At 58.6% G+C, this 20,025-nt stretch carries 17 protein-coding genes and 2 pseudogenes; 2 read left to right on the top strand and 17 right to left on the bottom strand.

Annotated features, from left to right (window positions below; all coding sequences use genetic code 11):
* Positions 1-400, top strand: a pseudogene (locus B0G76_RS42395) (hypothetical protein); the annotation flags it as partial.
* Positions 401-520: 120 nt separating this feature from the next.
* Here B0G76_RS42395 and B0G76_RS42390 read toward each other — a convergent pair.
* From B0G76_RS42390 to B0G76_RS42330, 13 genes and pseudogenes are all read right to left on the bottom strand, one after another.
* Positions 521-2,119, bottom strand: a complete 1,599-nt coding sequence (locus tag B0G76_RS42390; protein ID WP_259461017.1) for a hypothetical protein — start codon at positions 2,117-2,119, stop codon at positions 521-523.
* Between the two features lie 91 nt (positions 2,120-2,210).
* The gene (locus tag B0G76_RS42385; RefSeq protein WP_120298646.1) at positions 2,211-2,474 is read right to left on the bottom strand and encodes a PAAR domain-containing protein; all 264 of its coding nucleotides are present in this window, start codon (positions 2,472-2,474) and stop codon (positions 2,211-2,213) included.
* A gap of 60 nt (positions 2,475-2,534) precedes the next feature.
* Positions 2,535-4,181, bottom strand: coding sequence for a tetratricopeptide repeat protein (locus tag B0G76_RS42380; protein WP_259461016.1), 1,647 nt, complete (start codon positions 4,179-4,181; stop codon positions 2,535-2,537).
* A gap of 11 nt (positions 4,182-4,192) precedes the next feature.
* Entirely contained in the window at positions 4,193-6,241 is a 2,049-nt protein-coding gene (locus B0G76_RS42375; RefSeq protein ID WP_120298645.1) for a phospholipase D-like domain-containing protein, read from the bottom strand.
* A 38-nt stretch (positions 6,242-6,279) separates the two neighbouring features.
* Positions 6,280-9,012, bottom strand: coding sequence for a type VI secretion system Vgr family protein (locus B0G76_RS42370; RefSeq protein ID WP_120298644.1), 2,733 nt, complete (start codon positions 9,010-9,012; stop codon positions 6,280-6,282).
* A gap of 386 nt (positions 9,013-9,398) precedes the next feature.
* Positions 9,399-9,728 carry a hypothetical protein gene (locus B0G76_RS42710; protein ID WP_147394179.1) on the bottom strand — a complete coding sequence of 110 codons (330 nt, stop codon included), beginning with the start codon at positions 9,726-9,728 and terminating at the stop codon, positions 9,399-9,401.
* A gap of 76 nt (positions 9,729-9,804) precedes the next feature.
* Positions 9,805-10,260 (bottom strand): hypothetical protein, encoded by a 456-nt coding sequence (locus tag B0G76_RS42705; protein ID WP_147394178.1) that lies wholly within the window; start codon positions 10,258-10,260, stop codon positions 9,805-9,807.
* 27 nt (positions 10,261-10,287) lie between these two features.
* Entirely contained in the window at positions 10,288-10,773 is a 486-nt protein-coding gene (locus B0G76_RS42360) for a phospholipase D-like domain-containing protein (RefSeq protein WP_183082344.1), read from the bottom strand.
* A 432-nt stretch (positions 10,774-11,205) separates the two neighbouring features.
* Positions 11,206-11,442 (bottom strand): annotated as a pseudogene (locus B0G76_RS42350) (IS5/IS1182 family transposase); the annotation flags it as partial.
* Between the two features lie 199 nt (positions 11,443-11,641).
* Positions 11,642-12,181: an SRPBCC domain-containing protein gene (locus tag B0G76_RS42345; protein WP_259461015.1), complete on the bottom strand. Its 540-nt coding sequence runs from the start codon at positions 12,179-12,181 to the stop codon at positions 11,642-11,644.
* A 42-nt stretch (positions 12,182-12,223) separates the two neighbouring features.
* The gene (locus B0G76_RS42340; protein WP_120298640.1) at positions 12,224-13,018 is read right to left on the bottom strand and encodes an SDR family NAD(P)-dependent oxidoreductase; all 795 of its coding nucleotides are present in this window, start codon (positions 13,016-13,018) and stop codon (positions 12,224-12,226) included.
* A 75-nt stretch (positions 13,019-13,093) separates the two neighbouring features.
* Entirely contained in the window at positions 13,094-13,597 is a 504-nt protein-coding gene (locus B0G76_RS42335; RefSeq protein ID WP_120298639.1) for an SRPBCC domain-containing protein, read from the bottom strand.
* Between the two features lie 3 nt (positions 13,598-13,600).
* The gene (locus B0G76_RS42330; protein ID WP_120298638.1) at positions 13,601-14,203 is read right to left on the bottom strand and encodes an NADPH-dependent F420 reductase; all 603 of its coding nucleotides are present in this window, start codon (positions 14,201-14,203) and stop codon (positions 13,601-13,603) included.
* A 132-nt stretch (positions 14,204-14,335) separates the two neighbouring features.
* Here B0G76_RS42330 and B0G76_RS42325 point away from each other — a divergent pair, with 132 nt between their 5' ends.
* Positions 14,336-15,256 (top strand): LysR family transcriptional regulator, encoded by a 921-nt coding sequence (locus B0G76_RS42325; RefSeq protein WP_120298637.1) that lies wholly within the window; start codon positions 14,336-14,338, stop codon positions 15,254-15,256.
* A gap of 283 nt (positions 15,257-15,539) precedes the next feature.
* Here the strand turns inward: B0G76_RS42325 and B0G76_RS42320 are convergent, their stop codons facing one another.
* The 4 genes from B0G76_RS42320 to B0G76_RS42315 all read right to left on the bottom strand — a co-directional run bounded on the left by B0G76_RS42320 (position 15,540) and on the right by B0G76_RS42315 (position 19,991).
* Positions 15,540-16,970: an IS1182 family transposase gene (locus B0G76_RS42320; protein ID WP_120298667.1), complete on the bottom strand. Its 1,431-nt coding sequence runs from the start codon at positions 16,968-16,970 to the stop codon at positions 15,540-15,542.
* A gap of 149 nt (positions 16,971-17,119) precedes the next feature.
* Complete coding sequence (locus B0G76_RS42700) at positions 17,120-17,362, bottom strand: hypothetical protein (RefSeq protein ID WP_147394176.1); 243 nt, start codon at positions 17,360-17,362, stop codon at positions 17,120-17,122.
* A gap of 945 nt (positions 17,363-18,307) precedes the next feature.
* Entirely contained in the window at positions 18,308-18,931 is a 624-nt protein-coding gene (locus B0G76_RS42695) for a hypothetical protein (RefSeq protein ID WP_147394175.1), read from the bottom strand.
* Positions 18,912-19,991, bottom strand: a complete 1,080-nt coding sequence (locus tag B0G76_RS42315; RefSeq protein WP_120298636.1) for a DUF262 domain-containing protein — start codon at positions 19,989-19,991, stop codon at positions 18,912-18,914. Before B0G76_RS42315 ends, B0G76_RS42695 begins: the two co-directional genes overlap by 20 nt.
* Positions 19,992-20,025: the final 34 nt, after the last annotated feature.

Raw genomic sequence — 20,025 nt, 5'->3', positions numbered from 1 at the left:
GGCGCAAAGCCAGGGTGACGTCGACGCGGCGCTTACCCGTCTGACTACGACGCCAACGACGGAAGTGCACATGGCAATTCAGGCTTGCGCAGTGTTGAACTGCGCCAACGTGGGGACCGTCGATGTGCATCCGAAGCCCGCAATGAACGCGCGACGGGTGGCGACGCGCCGGCCACCGTTTTTCACATACAAGGTCTTGCAGCTCGCAGCAGGAAAGGCCGCCGCCGGCGCAAAAGGATCGGGCGCGCACGCGGCGCCGCGCACGCATCTGCGCCGTGGTCATATCCGTCGGCTTGAGAACAGGGTAACCTGGGTGAGGCCGGCGGTTGTCAACGCGGGTAGCGAGCGCGGTGTCGTGGCAAAGGACTACCGCATTGCCGGAAATGAACCCCAAGTGTAACGGCCCGAAATCGAAGTCGACCCTAGCGATGGGCTGTTCGCCGGTAGTACCGCGCGCCGATGTTGGGGTGGCTTCAGGAAGCGGCATTTAAACCACGCCACGCGGATTTCAAACTGACCGTCACAGGCCCAGGCGATCCGGTCTCACGATCGTCGGCCCAATAAACGCAAGCTTGCGCAATGAAGAATTCGGCCCGTACGGCTGCATCCTGAAGTGTGGTCGACGCCAGTGCCCCCGGACCTCATGATGCACGCCGTCTGCCAACAGTGAACCCATCGACTCTGCATCGAGAATTGCCGGACCTACGATGTGCCGGTCGTACAACTGTTCGATCTGCGCAAGGCGTTCGGCACGCCTGCGTTTGCCGAGGCCGCCAAATTCGCGGGGAGCCTGTGTATAGGCTCGATCGTGGACGACATGCGCATCACGTGCAGTCAGGTAAAGCAGCATCTTGATCGCATAATCGAGCGCATGCCGCCAGTGCTGCCGGATTTCCTCGTCACCCGGTTGAGGTTCGGCGAATGCATCGTCGAGCAGTTCGCGAACCGTCCTGCCGGGATCATCCAGGGACATGTCCAACGCGTCGATCAGCACGGACCGCCTGACATCCGCGCGGCGAGAGCACGTCACGAAGCTGATGATTTGCGAAGTACCATGACTGGTCGGCTTGGTGCCCCGGAACAGCGCGATCGACTCGCACTCACCGGGCTGTGTCCAGCGCGACGGTTCAGGAATGATGCACAAGGTCTCGACCGGCAGTTCGAGTGCGCCGACCGGCACGTCATCCGCGATGTACGCCTGTTCCAGCAACCGGTGCAGGGCAGGGGTAGGCTCGTACAGTGCGCCGAGCCTTTCGTCGAACGCCTGCCAGATGACGCTATGCGAGGCATGGACAGCCAGATCCTCCGGCGGCACGCCCTCCACCCCATGCGGCAGCATCCGGCGCGTGACCTCCGCAAAGTCCTGGACAAGCTTTGTCGGCGGATCGGCTCGCAGCATCGAGGCGAGGCTGGCCGGTGCGAACGCCTCCGCCTCTCTCCGGAACTCTCGCCACGCGGTGAGCGCGCCGGTCGCCCGGTATCGCACAGAAGCAGGTAGCCGGGCATACAGGGCGTCATGGGTCTGGATGCTCTTTTCCAGCGCGGTAACGAGCAGGCCGCGCAACTGCGCCCCCTGCAGGCGCGCCGTGTCCCCGGGCTCCGGCGACCGCTCGACGATGGGATACTGTCTGCGCCGCTTCATGTACGCGGCTGCAAACGTTGGATCGTGCTTGACATCGATCTCCATCGCGCCGTCGCGTACGCGATGCCGGTCGTCCCAGCCGAATTCAAGGCGGATATCCGCACCGAGCGCCATCGTCACGCCCGCCGGCGACGTGCGCATGGTCAGCCAGTCGACCAGACCCGGGCGAATCTTTTCCCAGATGTCGTCGATGAACTGCTCAGATTCGTCGGCGTCCCGCGGCCGGAGTGCGCCGGTGCTGACCCACATCGTGACGCCGGGAACCACGCCTGAGCAGCGAACGGGTTTCCCGGCGAGCGTCATCGAGCCGAGAATTGCAATGGAGACCACGCCTCTGGTGCTCACACTGGAGCCATCGGGAACCGCGACACGCGCACCCTCACAGAACTCCACGCACTCGCCGCTGGTCAGCGTGAGCGGCCTGTCATGTGCCTGGTGTGCGAACTGCTCCGCGCCGTTCAGGAAAGCATCCTGCATAAGAGCCTCAATTGACGCACGTCGTAGATCCGGTTGCCCGGGCCCTATGCGTTTGTTCAGCGTCGCAGATGGCGTCGGCTGAGGTCAACAGCTACCCCATTGACAAGGTAGCGTTGCGGCTTACGAGCGTACATCCACAGGCAGCCCGGTGGCCATGCAGGGCCACCGGGCTGCCGCCGAACACGCTGTTTCCATCGCCCTCCGCGATGGTCTGCGTTCCGTGCTCCTTGCATTCGACCGTATCGCCCTTGCGGGCAACCGGCTTGCCGTCCACGATGTCGGCGTTCGAACCGGTCGTGACGGTGCCGCCGTGCGGTGCCAGCGAATCGCCAACTACAATGACCTGACGGACCATCGAGTTCTCCCTTCCAGCTGTGTTTCGTGCCTTGTGGTGCCGCGCCTGTCGAGTGTTGGTCTACAGGAGGATGTTGAGGATGCCAGGCATTCCTGTATCCCCGTTGGGACTGCCCAGGTATGTCCATTGCAGATCTCCGGTGGCGATGTCGATAAACTGCCCGCCCGGGTGCGGAAACGCGTGATCCTTCTCGACGAACGCCTGTCGGTCCCACCGGTTGTACAGCACCGCCATCGGATGATCGCTCGCGACGCGGCCTTCCCATATCCCGGTTTGCGGGCATCGCTGCCTGCCATTGCACAGGACTGGTGAAGCGGGTTCAGGGACTTCACGCAGGAACCCGGTATTGATCATGTGCCTCAGGAAATCGTCACGCTGTGGGGGCAGGGCATAGGCTTCGCCGAGATAGTGCCATTGCACGTGGTCGGCGGCGAGCCAGTCTAATGAGGATGCCTCGAAGCGTTCGCCAACCTGATAGCGCTCGGGTGTGTTTCGCCGAGCGGGAATCAGCTGGGTTTTAGCGGCCGACGCCGGGCCATAAAGAGCAAGCCAGTAGCCGTCGCGCGGCACAATCTGGTTACCCGCGACCGCGATCGTGCTTTGTTCCAGTGGCGATACGGCGTGCCCGAGCGGGATGAATTCGCGGCCTTGCAGCGCTGCGCCCTGCTGCGCTTTGGGCGTAGGCGTGACGGCCTTCGCACCGTTGATCAAAGTTTGTACATTGCCATCCCACTTGGGCAATGGCGCTGGAGGTAGCGGGAGCACCTTGTCGAGGTTTGGCAGTTTCAGTCGCCCACCATAGAGTTTCAGGACATCTCCAATCTTGCTGTATCGCTGGGCACGTGCCTTGTCTATGTGACCAACTAGGTTTTCTCCTCTTGTAAGACCGAACCCATTGAATTCCGTCGATAAATTGTCCGCGCATTCCGCGCAACCTAATTTGACTCCTTCGTGCAGAACATGAAGCGCACGAGACTTCGATTCGGACGTGGTTCCACGGTATATATACGAGAGCTTGTCAGCGGCCGGACCGTAACCTTGTGCAAGGGCGCATTCCAGCATCTTGCTCGCAATCGGCAAATTTCCCCAAAATTCTCCGCGCGGGTCGTCATAGGTGCCGGAGAGTTTGTCGCCAAGGAACGCCATTGCTGCTGGGCTTCCCATATCTGCCGCTCGCTGGAAGAGGGCGTAGGCGCTCGTGGCGTCACCTCCCTTGACCAGCCTGTTGAGGTGATACACGCCCATCCGGTCGTAGGCATCGGGAATACCCAGCTTTATTGCTTTCTCGACCCACTGGATCGCGGCTTCCGGATCCTGCTCCGGCACCCCAGGGCGTTTGCTCAGAATCAGTGACGCGAGATTGAGCATCGCTTTCCAGTGGTTTCGATCAGCGGCCTGCAAATAGAGCTGATACATCTTTGCGTAGTCGATCCTGTCGATAGGGACGTTCGGATCATCCATCGCCAGTGCCTGCTGGAACCACATCTCGGCCTGCGGATCGAGGGGCGGCACCTGTTGTGCCTCATATACGCAGGTGAAGTCCTTGCGGTGCGGGTCGAAGAGCGGCAGTTTTTCGTAACGTGGCAGGTCAGACATGGCAGTGGTCAGCTTGTTACCCAGAGAGGTCAGGGCGCCTGCGTGAGCCGGGGTTACCAGCAGCAGCAAGGCAGCGGCGGCAATATGCAATGCATTGAGAAGTGCTTTCATGCGAGGTCCGGCTAGACGGCGACGGGATCGTTTGAGGACGGCACGGAGATCGAGCCGTACAGCGTGGTGGTCGAGCGATGATCTTCGAATGGCAGCAAGAAGCCCGTCATGGGCTGTCCCTTCCTCATCTTCGACAAATTGTCGTTCATAGTCTTGGTCCACAGCTTAAATACATCCGGTAAGTCTTTCGGATCACCACTATATGTAACATCCCCACCGGAATGCAGTGCGAATACTCGCTGACGCAGATCGGCCGCGTAGAGTTGACCGGTAGCAGCAATATTGATTTCGCTGTCGACCGACATACTGCGCTGATTCAGATTGGCGCTGCCTATGGTGATGAACGCATCATCGATGATCATCAGCTTCGAGTGGATATAGATTTCACGGTAGGCCATGTTGTGGTCCGCATCGGGGCCACTCGTGCGCAGGCGCGCGACACTCACCTCAAGACCGAGGGTCCGTTCAAGCTCTTCCGCACTGGGGCGGTCAAGTACCTCGCCGTGACCTCTGGTAGTTTTGCCATAGACGGGATCAAGCTTGCCGTTATCCGCCAGATCGCCCTGTTCAGCCATCGATGAACCGGCTCCAAGCAAGGTCAGCGCATCGTAGGTACGCGGCACCATTTCTCCGCGCTCCGGATGTGGAATCACGACGAACAGGTGCAGCTTCGGCATCTCGGTGACCGGCTTTTGTGACGTTTTCATCCAGTCGTTGCAGTGCTTTTGCCGCGTCTTGATCAGATTCCGTGCAAACTCGGGGTAAAAGAAGTACTGGTTCTCGATGTAAATATAGTTGCGGGCGCTACTGGCTGCCTGAAAATAGACCTCCTTGATCGACTTCTCCCGCTCATGGGGCTGCGTGCGCAGGATCTGGACAAGATGCGCTGGATTTCCCGCCACCTTCGGAATCTTCGCCGGTGGTTCTGGTGGAGTCTGGAGCGGAAGCGTCTGGCCGAGTGCCGCTGCCCATCCGTTCTCGAAGTTGAAGTGCAGTTGCGCAAGCGCGGGCCCCTGGACCCGGCATGCGTAGTCCTGATAGGGGCGACCATGCACATAGTGTTCGTGACCTTCACCGTGTGGATCTTCCTGCTTCGAAAATATGCCCGTCGCCCCCTTGTAAAGCCTGGTGGTCAGCCCGTCCTTGCTCGGGGCCTGCTGCGTTGACAGCTCGCGGCCAAGCTCGTCGCTGATCTGTTTATCTGAGAGGACCTCACGTTTCGGGTCATCGACCGCATGAGCAGTCCGGTCCCAGTAGTCAGTTACCGAATTCAGCCCCATGACGTAGCCCACCGCCTTGCTGCCGCTGTCGTAGGCGTAGTCGATCAGGACCGGTTTCTGGTGGTGTGTTGCAAATTTTTCAAGCTGGCTTTTCTCGTCGGTTACGCTGAGCGTGCTGCTGACGGGCTGGTCCTCTTCAGCAGGTGCGACTGCCCGCAAGGCGGTCGCATCGGCTTGCGAGACACCACGAAGGACAACTTGCAACCGCGGATTCGTGCCGCTGCCACTCTTGCCGCCCGGTAAGTTCACGTTCCACCAGTCGATGCAGTATTGATTGCGCGTCGAATCCTTGTAAGGTGGGTCCTGCTGCAATCCGTACCGTTGGATCGGGTGCCCCAGGCGGGAGACGGGGACGTCGGTTAATCCGGGCATGTTGTTCTGGACCTTGGACCCATCGTCGTCGTACCAGATCAGCAGGCGCACCGTGACCGGACTCTCGTTGCGCTTCGTGATTTCGTCGAGCAGCTCGCCATAACGGATGCCGCGCGGCCAGGTGTCGCCGCCCCGCTCGAGCTCCATGCCCGGATCGAAACCCCAGCAGACGATGTCCGCCGACTGTTTCGCTTCCCGTAGGTCCTTGGCGATCTGTTTGAATCCATCTTCGCCGCAGATCATGAAGCTCAGGGTGTTACCCCGGGTGATCGGGCACGTGCCGTCTCCGTGTCTTTCTTTAATGTCCCTGTGTTCGACGAGGAACTGAAGCGCACTCTTCGCCTGCCGGGTCTGCTCGTCGATAGCGACCTTTGCAGGCTTGTGAGTCTTGAGTGGGAACTGGGCCACGTCTGCGTCCTCTTTGATAAATAGGGTGGGCGTCGCGCTCAGCTATGCCGTTCGCCCATGTTGGTGAGCTGGTCGACGTGATCAGGATCGGCTGCGAGCGCGTCTTTCACGTTCAGGTCATATTCCGCGCCGTTGCTCAGTCGGGCCGTGTAGGCCGGTGTGCCAGTCTGGTGATCCTTCACGACAATCCGTCCGAACTCATCTGTGACACCTTCACCGATCTTTGCGCTGCCCTTGTACAGCTCGTATGGCTCGCTGGCAATCTGAGGCCCTTCGCCCTGCAGTGCCTGTAATGCAAAGTGCAGTTGTTCTTTCTCGGGCGGCAACGCCGGAATAGCCGGCGAGCTCACGCTGTCCGGCCCGGTGAACGTCCGGTTTGCCGAATGCACCTCGAAGCCGCCCGACGTACCGTGCTTGATCTGCCCGGATGTCCACCGGGTGTAGCTACCACCGCCGTTGATCTCGACTTCCTGCTGCGCGCTAATGGTGATCTTGGTGGCGGTGACCGTGACATTGAGTTTTGCCAGCAGGTTGATACTGTCCTTCAACGCCTTCACATCGATGTCACCTGCTGCAGCGATGAGTCGCATGCCTGCCTCGGCGACGAACAGGCGAAATGCTTTTCGGGCGCTGGCGAAGAATCCGCCGCCCGTGCTGATCGATACGTGCTCGCCAGTCGTGACCGAGGTGGTCTTGCCGCTGCTCAGATGAATCTGCTCCGGCGTGCTGGTGGCGACACCAGCGGGACTCGCCAGCACGAGATGCGGCTGCTCGAACTGCTTCAGCGCACCGCCTCCCTGGATGGACTTTGCCTGAGCTTTCAGGGTACTGGCGACTGCCTTCTGCTCGCCATCCTGTGCCCCTGCTGTCTGAGCCGACTGCGCGAGGCTCGCTGCCGTATCCTGGGCGCTCGCCAACTGGAGGTTCACTTCGTCAACGCTGAATGCGTCTCCGGTTGCGCCCGAGCGCGGATGAGTCGTCAGCAGCAGCCCGCGCGCGCCACGCACGGCCGCATTCCCGTCGGTGCGCAACTCGACGCCTTCACCACGCTTCTCGCCGCGACCAGACGGTTCGCTTACCCGCGTGATATACCCCGCGTGCAGCCCCGATTCGAGGTGATCGCTACGTATCTGCGTCTGCACCTGTCCGGTGGTGTCGTCCTTCAACCAGACGTTGTTCTGGCTGCCGCCGATTTCCTTGCTGACGAACCCCGACAGCATGTGCTGATCGGGCAGGTTCCACTGCGGCCGGTTCGCGCCGTTGCCCACGCGTGCCGTGATGAGCGGCCTGTCTGGATCAGCGTCGAGAAACGATACGACCGCCTCGTCGCCAATTCTCGGCAGCTGGATACCGCCAAAGCCGCCGCTTGCCCACGGCTGCGCGACGCGCACCCAGCACGAACTCCGGTCATCGCGCTGGCCGATGCGGTCCCAGTGAAACTGCACTTTCACGCGGCCCAGTTCGTCCGTATAGACCTCCTGTCCTCCGGGTCCCACCACTGTCACTGTCTGCAACTGCATGACGGGCTTCTGATGTTCAAACGGACTGCGGAACGACACGGACTTACGCTGGACCTCTATCTCGACGCGGAAAAAACCACCCGAGCCGTCCGCGTGCGGCACGATGGAAGCCGGGCTGTCCTGGGCGCTTTCGCGCGCCTGGGTTAACCGGTTTTGCAGGCCGTGCGGGAAGTTCGCATGATGACTCGATGCCGGAATGTTGTTCTCAATCAGCCATACCGTTTCGATGATCGCGAACTGCCGCCTGTCGGCAGCGTCGGGGGCGTGCTCGGGATGCCCGGTGAGTTCGAACCAGCGACCGGCGTCGATGCCGCGCACACCGCCGACACCGTAAAACCGCTTCGCCTCCGACTCCCATTGCTCCATGCGAATCTTCGACAGGTGCTCGCCGCGTTCCTGCTTCAGGTAACTATAGGGTCCTGTGTATTCGTAGACTTCCAGCTCGTCCGGCAATTCGTGCGACACCGTGGGGATGCTGGTGCCTTTCGGATTGGCGAGCGACGACGGGCTTTTGTAGTCGGCTGTGCGGGTTGTCAGCACCGCGCTGTGCAGGGTGCGTTCGCTCGACCAGTGAACCAGCGCGTCCAGTTCGCTGCTCGTACCGTAGCGGGAAAACTGCACCGTCTGCGGGGCGAGCGGTTCAAACGTGTCAAGCCGGTCCGTAATTGTCAGCGTATGCGACTTGCCGTCCTCGCCCTGCGTCCAGAAGCCGAACAGTCCTTCCTCTTCGATCAGCCGATGAGCAAAATTCCAGTCATCTTCATATTGCGTGCAATAAGATCTCGGCGGTAACGGCGCTGAGAGCTTGAACTGGAAGTGACCTTTCGCCTGGGGGTGGGCATTGAATACATCGGTCAGGATGGCATCGGCGGACTTGTCCTGCCAGATACGCTGGTCGCGGCGGAATTTGAGGAAATTCATCCACGAGGCAAAACGGATCGAATAGCTGGTTAATCCGCCATCTGATCCCAGTCGCCGTACGCCGAATACATAGCCGTGAAAGGGGCGATAGGATTTATCCGCCTGCTGAAGCCACAGGGTTACCGGCTGGCCGATCAGTTTTTTAAGCTTGATATTGCCGTTTGGCGACTGGACGTCAAGCGTGAATTCGAAATGCCGCCCGATTCGCGACCAGCCCACCGCCCGTTGCGGTAACAGCACATTGCTCCCGAGCGGCGTGTCCAGTTTCAGCAGACGGTCCTGCTGGATCAGGCCACCCTGAATGGCTCTCACAATATCCTGCGCATCCATTTCCACCCCAGTGTATTTTTTCGTGTTTATTGCCGAAAGCGACAGAGGATTTTATCGATCCGGCAGTCGATCGATCGACCGGTAAAACCTGCATTCCGACAAGAGGTTCGATACCGCTAACACGCGCGGGCCGTGTCGCCGCACAATAAAATGCTTAAGGACCATCCCTTAAACCAATCGAACGCGAAAGGGGGGAGGGTTTCATCTGATCATATCAGGCCTGCATAATTCCAAGGCAGATTGGTGACATGAATTAACAGTTTCGATGCTAAATGGGTCGATTTCGCTCGCCTCTTGAGGGTATCGTCCAGTTCGGGGGCTTTGTTCAGCAGGGGCGTGCTTTATTTCCCAGGTTCTGAAGTTGCCCGAACCAGAGGTTGTTCAAGTTAGCACTGTGTGACATCGATTCCTGCATTTGCGAGTGCGTCGAGCGCGTCGCGTCGACGTTCATCGAGGTATTCATCATCGCAAAAGAAGCTCAACGTAGCGAGGGAAAGATTTACATCGCGCATCGCTACGCTAAATGCGTCTTCGCTTTCTCTATCAACCAAGTCGAGAGCTGCCTCCAATCGCCGAATCGCTGTCGACAAGTGACCTTCTACTGGTGGTCCGTAACGAGCACGCCCGGCATCGACCAGTTCGCCCTTCGCGTAACTGAGCGCCCATGCTTTGGTACGGGTAACTCCAGGCATCCGTCCCTCGGATTTTCCGTTCAATTAGGTTCGCTGGGCAATGAGGCCCGGCGGCCCCTTCGGATTCACACGCCGTTTCTCCGGATGTTCGTATCGAGGCTTATTTCCCACGGGCAAGCAGAGCGAGCGATGAGCCGCGCTCGAGCGATTCTGCGTAGCCGGCCAATTCCTCGCGGCGTTCCAGGCAGTTGCCTGGATTCAACCTGTAACTGGCGCTTCTCATGAACATGCCCGCCACCTCGACTTTCCCTTCATGGACGAGTCCCTCGAGCGCTTTGCGGATGTCGAGGTTCGTCGGGGCGAGCGCAGACAGGCGCGGTGCCAGGTGCTGAACGGTGTAGACGCTCATCGGCTTCATTGCATCCAGGATTGCATCAGGCAACCGCCGGTTCGCTGCTCGGGATGGTGTCATTACTTTGCTTGCCTGGATGCGACAACGAGGTGAAAATACGGCGTGCATGCGATCCGCATAAGTCGCCGGGGTGGAGATTGTCGCCACGGTAGCAAACAGCCGATGATTGATCAACAGCACCCGGTCGCGACCGTGCACGCGCATAGATGCGGCCCAGATCTGAAGCTGGTATCAGTAGCGCGCTGCCTGCGCGGCGCGCGCGGTCCAGACGGCCGTGTAGGTGTCCGCTATCTGGTGATTGTCATGAAACACCACCAGGTTCTCGACGTTGGTCGTCTCCGCCTGTCGAGTGAAATTGAACGAGCCGGTAATGACCGTGGCCGCGTCGATGACCATAACCCTTGAATGGGCAATACCGCGGCCGGCGACTTCGTCGACCAGCAGCGGTACGCCGTGTGCCAGCTCGTAACGCGCGCCGGCGCCCCTGAAGCCAGAGTCCCGGGCATCCTTGTCGACCAGAATCCGGACGTCGACGCCGCGGGCCCTGGCGTTGGCCAACGCCTCATAGATCGGCGCGGACGTGAACGAATAGGCCTCGACTAGGATGCTTGCGTGAGCGTGCCCGATCTCGTTCAGGATTGCTTGCTCTGCGCCGCCGTTAGGCGAGTGGTAAATCGACACCGGACCGGCAGATTCGACGTACGTACCCGGAACCACGTTATTCGGCCGCTGGTTCCATGCGAAGGCCGGGGTGGCCGACGCGATCAGAAGCGCGGATATCAGGGTAATTTTACATAATGTTAATGATCAACATTTTTGATGTAGCAGCAACATGAGAATTTCGTGTTCTAGCAAGATACAAATGTCGTCTTTTACCGCGGCTGGCAAGCTGGCATTTTGCTGCGCGATCGCAGGAGCCAGTCATGAGCCCAGCCGCACTGGTGACATTGAACATGGGGTGCCCTCAAGAAACGGATTTTTCGTACTACAAGGGCTCCCCTTTGAGCACAAGCTCAATCGCGGTTTTCTATGGTTGCGGTACTGCATTGCATTTTCATTGCGACGTGAGAAGGTGAAGGACTGCGGTACGACAAACGGTCATGTTGGGCTAATTGCCCGGACCCTGATGAAAGACGCACGCAAGGACCTCGATTGAACCCGATTCAGGCAGCCGTAGATATAGATCTTCAGCAGGACTGCTGGATGATAGGACGGGCGTCCTGTAGCAGACGGCATTGCGCCATCGAAGCCTAGCGATGCAAGATCAAGCTCTTCAACGAACGCCTCGATGATCCTGACCGGATTGTCCTCGGCAATGAAGTCATCAAGGCATTCAGGAAGCAGCGTCACCTGCTTGCGATCTTCACCTTCTATGAATCGCTTCATCCGGTCACCCAAGCTGAATGAGTTAATCCAGTTTAGGCGATCAACGCGTTTTCACACAGGCTCGACCCATTACCGCCGACCCCGGGGCTACGGCTAACGCACCAAGTCGACCGATAGGGACGATCAAATTCATCATAAGCGGACGCACACAGGCATCGTCAAGCGATTCTCCGGCAGACCCTATTCGCTCTTTTTTCAGCTATTGCGCAGCCGACTTGAGATGGGGGCGTCTCCCGTTTCCCTGTGCCTCGACCTCGAGCGCTACCTTCGCGAGGTCTGCCAGAAGCTTTTCATGGGTGCGCCAGAAGATATCCGGCGCTCCCTTCGCCAGCTCGATCCAGAGCGGCCCTTGCATAGTCTCTTCAGTCCAGAGGTGGCAACCGTGGGATGTCGGCGTGATGATCCACGCGTGATAGGCCGTGGAGTTTCTCGAAGTCTCCGGACCGCCGCCCCAGGCGATACGGGCGATGGGATCGAACTCCTGTACCGATGCAGCGACGTCCTGGCCAGCTAGATTCGTTTCGAAGCGCGTGCCGGCTTGCAACAGTTCGTGTCCGTCCAGCAGTTCGACCTCCTTGACGCCAGGATAGAAACGGGGCCACGTCTTGGGATCAACGAGAAGAGACCAGATGGTTTCGGGCGAAACGGCAACCTCGAGCTCATTCGTGAAATGGATGGGCGAGCGGCTGGGCGTCATGTCCGCAGGCCAACGGATCACTTCGAACAGATTGTTTTTCATGATTAGGATTCAGGTTTGATTTGAAGTTTCCCGGGCATCGGTTCAGGTGATCGCGCGAATCACGCCGCCATCGACGCGCAATGCCGCGCCCGTCGTGCCGGAGGCCTGCTCGGAGCAGACATACACCGCCATGTTGGCGATTTCTTCGGTCGACGTGAACCGGTTGAGCAGCGTGGTCGGACGCATCGTTTTCAGGAAGTTCTGCTCCGCTTCCTCCTGCGTGATGCCCTGCTCCTGAGCGGTCGCTTTCATCCAGTTGCCCAGAATTTCGGAGCGGGTCGGCCCCGGCAGCACGGCGTTTACGGTCACACCGGTGCCGCTCACCAACTCGGCAAGTCCCCTCGATACGGCGAGCTGCGCCGTCTTGGTCATGCCGTAGTCGATCATCTCCTTGGGGATCATGATCGCGGACTCGCTGCTGATGAACACGACCCGTCCCCATCCGCGCTTGACCATGCCCGGCAAGTAATGCCGCGCGGCGCGCACTCCGCTCATCACATTGAGCTGGAAGAGGTCGAGCCATTCGCTATCGCTCTGCTCGAAGAAACCATTCGGATGAGCCGTGCCGAGGTTATTCACGAGAATGTCGGCGTCCGCCACCCGCGCGACGAGCACGGCCGATCCTTCCGAGGTCGAAAGATCGGCCGCGATGCCGGTCAATTCGGCATCGGGCACGACAGCCCGGATCTCCTGTAGTGCGGCTGCGACTCGCTCTTCGGTCCGCCCATTGATCACGACCGATGCACCCGCACGGGCAAGGCCTTCGGCGACCGCGCGGCCGATACCCGCCGTCGAGCCGGTAACGATGGCCTTGCGGCCTTTGAGTTCGATTTGCATGGATTTCTTCCCTACGTATGGATGGCGGAGCAATCGTTCCGCCGATCCGGTTCATCGACACGAGCAGTCGCACTATCACCCGGCGTTCTTCGCGACTTCCGACTCCGCGGCACGCGCGAGGCGCTCGACCCAATCCTGGTGATAGCGATAGAGTCCACCGGGATGCTGTCGTCCAAGCACATCGAGAAACCACGGACCTTGCTGCGTCTCTTCCGTCAGCACGTGGCAGCCATCGTCGGTCGGCGTGATTACCCAGCCGTGGTAAGCGCTGGAACCGGTCTCGTCGCCGTCGACGGTGGTCGCCCAGGCGAGCCTTCGGTTCGGCACGCATTCGGTCACCTCGAGGCTCATTGGAAAGCCGACCGTCACGCGGCGGTAGAGAGTTCCCAAAGCCAGTTCCGACTCGCCGGACAGGATCTTGACCCGGTCTTCGCGTGGGAAATAGCTCGCCCAGTTTTTCGCGTCGATGAGCAGCTTCCACACCACTTCGGGCGGCGCTTTCACGTCGATATCGTTGAGCGCGTAGATGGCCGACGTTTTCGGGTCGTAGCGCTCCGGCCAGACGACATGGTCGTACATGGTTTATTGCTCCTTCTTGAAGAGGTCCTGGAAAATCAGCGGCGCCCAACTTCTGTCCCGGGCCTGCACGAGTTGACCGCCTTCGGCGATCTTGCCGAGGCTGACTGCCGCGTAGCCGAGCCGCTTGACGAGCGCGGCGACGGTCGCGTTCGCAGCCTCGTCATCGCCCGATAGAAAGATCACTCGACGGCCCCCAGCACTGACGGGATCTTCGGCAAGCACATTGGCTGGCAAATGATTGAACGCCTTGACGAGCGATGCGCCCGGAAATGCTTTCGCCACGATCACCGAAGAAGGCAGGGTGTCCAGTTCGGACAGCGGCACGCCGTAGGCGTTGGTGGCGTCGATAACGACTTTGCCCTGCCAGCTCGCCGCAGCTTTGGCGACATCGCGGTGGGCCCGGAACGGGACCGCCAGGATGATCACGTCGGCCTCGAGTGCCGCATGTAGCGTGAGGGGAACTACCTTGTCGCCCAGCTCGTCGGCGAAAGAAGCGATGGACTCCGGCCCGCGCGTATTCGCGATGCCGACCGGGACGCCGCTGCGGGCAAATTGACGGGCAATGGCGGCGCCGACGCTGCCGCTGCCGATGATGGAAAAGGTCATAAAAACTCCCAGGTTAGAGGCGCTTGACGCGGAGGTCGCTGCGTTGAGAGAAATCATCGCAGCGCGGCAGGCATCTGGGAAGTCGGTATATCGAGATACAATCCATCTATATTAGAGATCGATGGAGGGCCAATGCTGGATGGAATTTCGTTGGATCAACTCAGAACCTTCATCGCCGCCGTGGATGAAGGCAGCTTCTCGGCTGCGGCCCGCAAGCTCAACCGCGTGCAGTCTGCGGTGAGCGGCTGGGTCGGCGGACTGGAGGATCAACTGGACGTCGTGCTGTTCGACCGCTCGGGCCGGTTCCCGAAGCTCACTGCGGAGGGGGGGCTGTTGCTCGCCGACGCCCGCAACATCGTCTCCGGAGTGGACACGCTGAAGGCACGAGCCCGGCTCATGACTTCGGGCGTGGAAGCGGAACTTTCGGTGGTAGTCGATGTTTTCTTCCCGACGACGGTGATCAGTGCCGTCGCGAAGGCATTCGCAGAGCGGTTTCCGTTGACGCCGCTGCGGCTTTTCGTCGAAGGGCTGGGAGCGGCTTACCAACCCGTTCTCGATGGGCGATGCAGTTTGGGCATCCTGCCGCCCCTGCCACAGGCCTTTCCATCATTGGTCAGCGAGCGAATTGGCGAACTGCCGCTGGTCGCCGTTGCTGCGGCATGCCATCCGCTCGCGAGCGTGGGCCACCGAATCCCGCGGCGCGAGTTGGCTAAACATGTCCAACTGGTGTTGACGGACCGGTCCGATCTCACCGCAGGTCGTGACTTCGGGGTTGCTTCGGCTTCGACCTGGCGTCTCGCGGACCTGTCGACGAAATATGCGTTTCTCAAAGACTGCGTGGGATGGGGCGGGATGCCCTTGCACATGGTCGAGAAAGACATCGCGGCAGGTACGCTTGTCGTGCTGGACGTGGACGACATGCCGCCCAGCGGCTGGATGCTGACCATGTCGGTGTATCACCAGCCGTCGCAGCCGCCAGGACCTGCGGGTAAATGGTTCGTCGACCATCTGAAGACCCTATGGGAGCGATCTGACGCCGTATCAATGCCCTAGCAGGTTTCGACCTGGTTGATTTACTGAAGCCTGCTTCCCCTTGATCAGGATTCTGTGGAAACAACAGTCAAAGTGTCCCTTCCCCAAGCAATATGCGACGTCCGGAATAACCGTTCCGCTGCAGGATGATTGTCCGAAAATGGCCCAGATTGTGTCAAAACGCGTAGCCACTGGGAATTGACGGAACCTCTCTCGGCGCAGGTCGCGGCTTGTCGATTGCGGCAACCCGAACGTCAAATCACAGCGGAACATATCGCAAAGGCTCGACAACCCCGTACGGGCATCACGCCCGCATCGCCTTCATAACCGCTTCTGAACCGAGTAGCTTGATCAGCCGCTTCATGTTGTACGCCAGCACATGCAAGCTCATCTCCGTGCTCACCTGCTCGATGGTTCTTGTCAGGAAATGAGTAGCGCCCATCCATGCCTTGATCGTGCCGAACGGGTGCTCGACAGTCTGTCGCCGGATGCGCATCATCTCAGGCGCATGATCAAGTCGCGCCTGCATCTCATCAAGAACAGCTTCGTGTTCCCAGCGTGTCACGCGACGTTGAGGGCCTGGCGTGCAGCTCCCTTTTAGCGAACATTGCTGGCAGTTCGAACTCCAATACTTACTGATCTTCAGGCCGCGCTCAACGGTCGAGAATCGCCAGATGAGCCGCTCGCCTGCCGGGCACCGGTATTCGTTCGTCTTTGCGTTGTAAATGAAGTCTTCCTTGCCGAAGCGGCCGTGAGCCGTTGCGCTCGATGTAACCGTCTTCGGAACGAACGCGGTTATTCCAGCCTCATGGCATGCGAGTATCTCCTCGCTCTTGTAGTAGCCGCGATGCGCAACTGCGGTGAGCTTGTCAACGGCCATCTCTGCACGGGCAAGCTTCGCCATCGACGTCAACTGATCACGATCAATGCCATCATTGGTAACGACGTGCGCGACGATCAGATGGTGCTTCGTGTCAACCGCCGTCTGGACGTTGTAGCCGACCACTCCCGTTCCTCGTGTCTTCATCGAACGGGCATCCGGATCTGTGAGCGATACCTGTCCGTCCGGTGCTTCGTTTAGCTTCACCTCGATCTCCTTGAGGCTTCGCATCTGTTCCTTCAAGGCTGCAATCTTGTCCTGCAGTCGCTCTGTTCTGGTCTTCGCGATGGCAGGCTCCTGACGATCCGCCGTGTCCATCGCTTCGAGATAGCGGGCGATACTTGACTCGATGTCGCGCATGCGCCGCTCGAGCTTGGCGCTCGTGAAGTTGCGGTCGCGATGGTTCACCGCCTTGAACTTGCTGCCGTCGATCGCAACAAGCGCTTCGGCGAAGAGGTCCAGACGCTGGCATAGCAAGACGAACTGACGGCAGACGCTGCGAATCGCTTTGCCGTTGTCTTTACGGAACCGCGCAATGGTCTTGAAGTCAGGCGCCAGGCGGCCCGTGAGCCACATCAGTTCGACGTTGCGCTGGGCCTCGCGTTCAAGGCGACGACTGGATTGAATACGGTTCAGGTAACCGTAGATGTAGATCTTGAGCATCACCTCGGGGTGATACGACGGCCGACCGGTCAGCGCTGGTTCAACGCCTTCAAACCCGAGCTTACGAAGATCAAGCTCATCTACAAAGACATCAACTACGCGCACGGGATTCGTGTCCGTCACGTAGTCATCAAGCGCTTCTGGGAGGAGAAAGCTTTGCGTACGATTGTCGCCTTGAACGAACCGTTTCATCTTGCTCATCCCCCGCTATCGGATGGAAAATTTTAGCGCTCCAAAATTCGTTTTGACACAATCTGGGCCGAGCCCGGTCCAATGACGATCGGCGCCAACCCACGCGCAACGGCCGTTTGTCTCAGCAGAAGTTACGTCCGAAGCATCGCTCACTGGAGGTTCTTCGCAAGCTGTCCGCGTAGAGCGTCCGCCATTTTGTGCAATATGTCCGGCAATAACACCTGCGCTTCCAATGGCCCGATCACCGAATAACCCGAGCCGGCGTTTCCGTCGACGACAATCACAGCCGCGCAGCGCGCATTGGTCATCAGACATACCTGCTTGCAGGCTGCATCAAATTGCCCAGCCGACTGGCCACCGGGCTCTACGCTCGTGAATGCGCTCTCATTCATCACAACCCTCCTCGTTAGGCATCGCCGTGCGCTTTGCTGGTATCACTCGCTATGTAGACCATAACGGCCGTTCGAACCAAATACGCGACTGTCGCTTGATGGCCGACAAACGTCTTTTCGCCTCCCGACGCCTGCGAACGCGATGTTCCCTGCGCCGTGATCAGTGCAGTAACTGCAACCGCCCGTCTGGGTTCCGCGTAATGCGGGAACACCAATGCAACGGTCCACCCTGCTCCGTAGACCAGTCTTCGTCCAGACAATATCGTCCGTCATCGGAAATCGACCAACGTGCCGCAGCTTTCCGTACTCCCTGTTTCGACCCGGGATTTGGAAGTCGGCTAACTGTCGCGGTCCCGTCCGCGCCATTGGTCCATTCACGAACGCCACCATTCTGCCCGATCCGATTCATGGTCGATCCCGGCACCATAGAAAGTGCCTGCTCGCGCGTTAACACCTCGCCCTCATCCGCCAACGCACTGGCCTGAATGAGGCAAACGGCCAACAATCCGATAAAAGATCGCATACTCCCTCCACATTTCTTTCGCTTTATACACGCAAGGATTCGGGAAACGCTCCTACAGAATTGCGCGGATTCATTGGCTGCGGTTAAGTCTAGTTCAGTGTGTCGACATATGCATCCGAATGGGTAATTCCGACCCACACCTGCCGGTCGACCCGGCGGTGCCTCCTCAACGGCAGTTTCTGATGTATAACGGCCACTCGCGCGGTCCGATCACATCCCCCGATGTGGTCGATCGGCAACGTTCTGAGTGGAAGCGATCGGAGCGTGCCTTTTGCAGCCCCCGGACCTTTAATCCGTTGGTGACAGGGTTGAATCCCGTCCGGCCTACGAAAGATAAAGGGTTCAGCGCGAGCTGAACCCTTTATCTTTGCTCCGCAAACAATGCCGCGCTCCGCTAAATCAGCGTCGCAGTTCCTGCTTGGCTATTGAGCGACCACGCTCACGAAAACACCAAGCCCTGCAACAAACAGCTCCCATCGCGTCTGAACAGGCGAAGCTCGACCTCGCAAATAGCCCGCAACAGTTCGCTCCCTCCTTGGCAGCGGAGTGCTTTGTATCACGTGTTTTCGGAATTGGCTCAGCGCGTTTTCGCTGGGATGCGCCACCGCATTACGGATGTAGCGACTCTGCTCTACATAATGCCATTGCGGGGGAGTCATAGCACCAAAAGGAGCATTTTTATTCAAGAGCAACTTCGAAATATCCAGCAGGTCTTTTTTGCCAATCCACGATGGGAAACGCCCTCCGGGCCCGGAAGCCAAATCATGTGCGTGCGAATAGCTGCGCACCGATACGCGGCCCCGAACATTGGAATCTTGGCTTGCCACGCCGCCCGGCCTGACCAGCAAGCCTAAAACGAAATCTTCCATCGCTGTCTCATAGGCTAAGACTACTTGAAGAAATAGCCCCGCATAGGATGCTTCCACGTCTTCTAAGTGAAGCCACCCGAGCGAATGTGCATGCTCAATACGAACACGTGTGCGATCGAGGCGTTGAACCCGCTTATGAAACTGCGCCGCAATTGCGTTAGCTTTCTTGGAGCTCATAACCAAAGGGACCAAGAATAAAGTTTACACGTTTTAATCTGCTGCCTTTGTCGGAGGTCGCTCCACGCAAACTTCTGTCCACTTCCTCCGGCAATTCCCCTTCACTCAACAACTTAGACAACCCAAGGATTTTTTTCGCATAACCAGCCGGTAATTTCGTAGCTTTTGTTGAAACCGTAAGTGGAGAGCCGAGGCCATACATCAATTCATACGTGGCCACAAACAAATCGTTAAACAGAGCTCGTCTTGAAAACTCGCTCGTGCCGATCGCACCGCCCAATACATCTTCAATCGACGACATCACGACTTCGAAGCGCTTCTGAACAGCTGCCCGCTCGGGATAAGCGTCGTCGTACGTCTCGTAATACTCGTCGAGTAACTTTTTGTTCCGTCCATGGACACCTTGATGCATGGATACAATCAAGTCGGCAACCTCCTCGACCTCATTCATGCGAGAAATATCGCTGAGCTTAAAAATGCCCCAATCTTGCCACCGATTGAGGTTCTCGTAACCGATGTTGTAGGTCAATGCCTTGAACGCACCAAAGTAGCCAGCATTTCTCAACTCTTGGTCGTTAAGCTTTACTCCCGTCGCATTTAATCGAGCGAATATCTGCAAGATATCTCGATCTTCAGTGTCTGCGGAGAATATATGTACAGGAATCTCGTAACCAACAATGGCTCTTTGCGTATCTGGAGGTAACTCAGAAAACGACATTCCCCCAAATTCTTCGTTATGCAATTTGCTCAGCTTAAACTCGTCTTGTTCGACCGAATAATCTTGCACCAAGCTGGAGTTGATAAACGAAAGTATCGTGCGAAGACGCTGTTGGCCATCCACCACTTCGCGAGTCGTAATAATCGACTGCAGTGCGAGGCGGTCGCGCAAAAACACGATCGGAATGGGTAGTCCACGGATAACGGTATCAATGAGATAAGATTTCGCGCCTGCTTTCCATACCGGTCGTCGTTGAAAAATGGGCTGCAAGTCGAGATTTCCCGCTTGAGCCCAAGAAACGAAGTCACCGACCTTAAACACTGTTTTCGTTACTGTTTTCATCGAATGTCGTAACCCATAAGCTGTATATTTTGCT

It is taken from the genome of Paraburkholderia sp. BL23I1N1 (genome assembly GCF_003610295.1).
GTDB lineage: Bacteria > Pseudomonadota > Gammaproteobacteria > Burkholderiales > Burkholderiaceae > Paraburkholderia.
The sequence above is the reverse complement of the archived record's forward strand: the minus strand, read 5'-3'. Positions and strand labels throughout refer to the sequence as shown.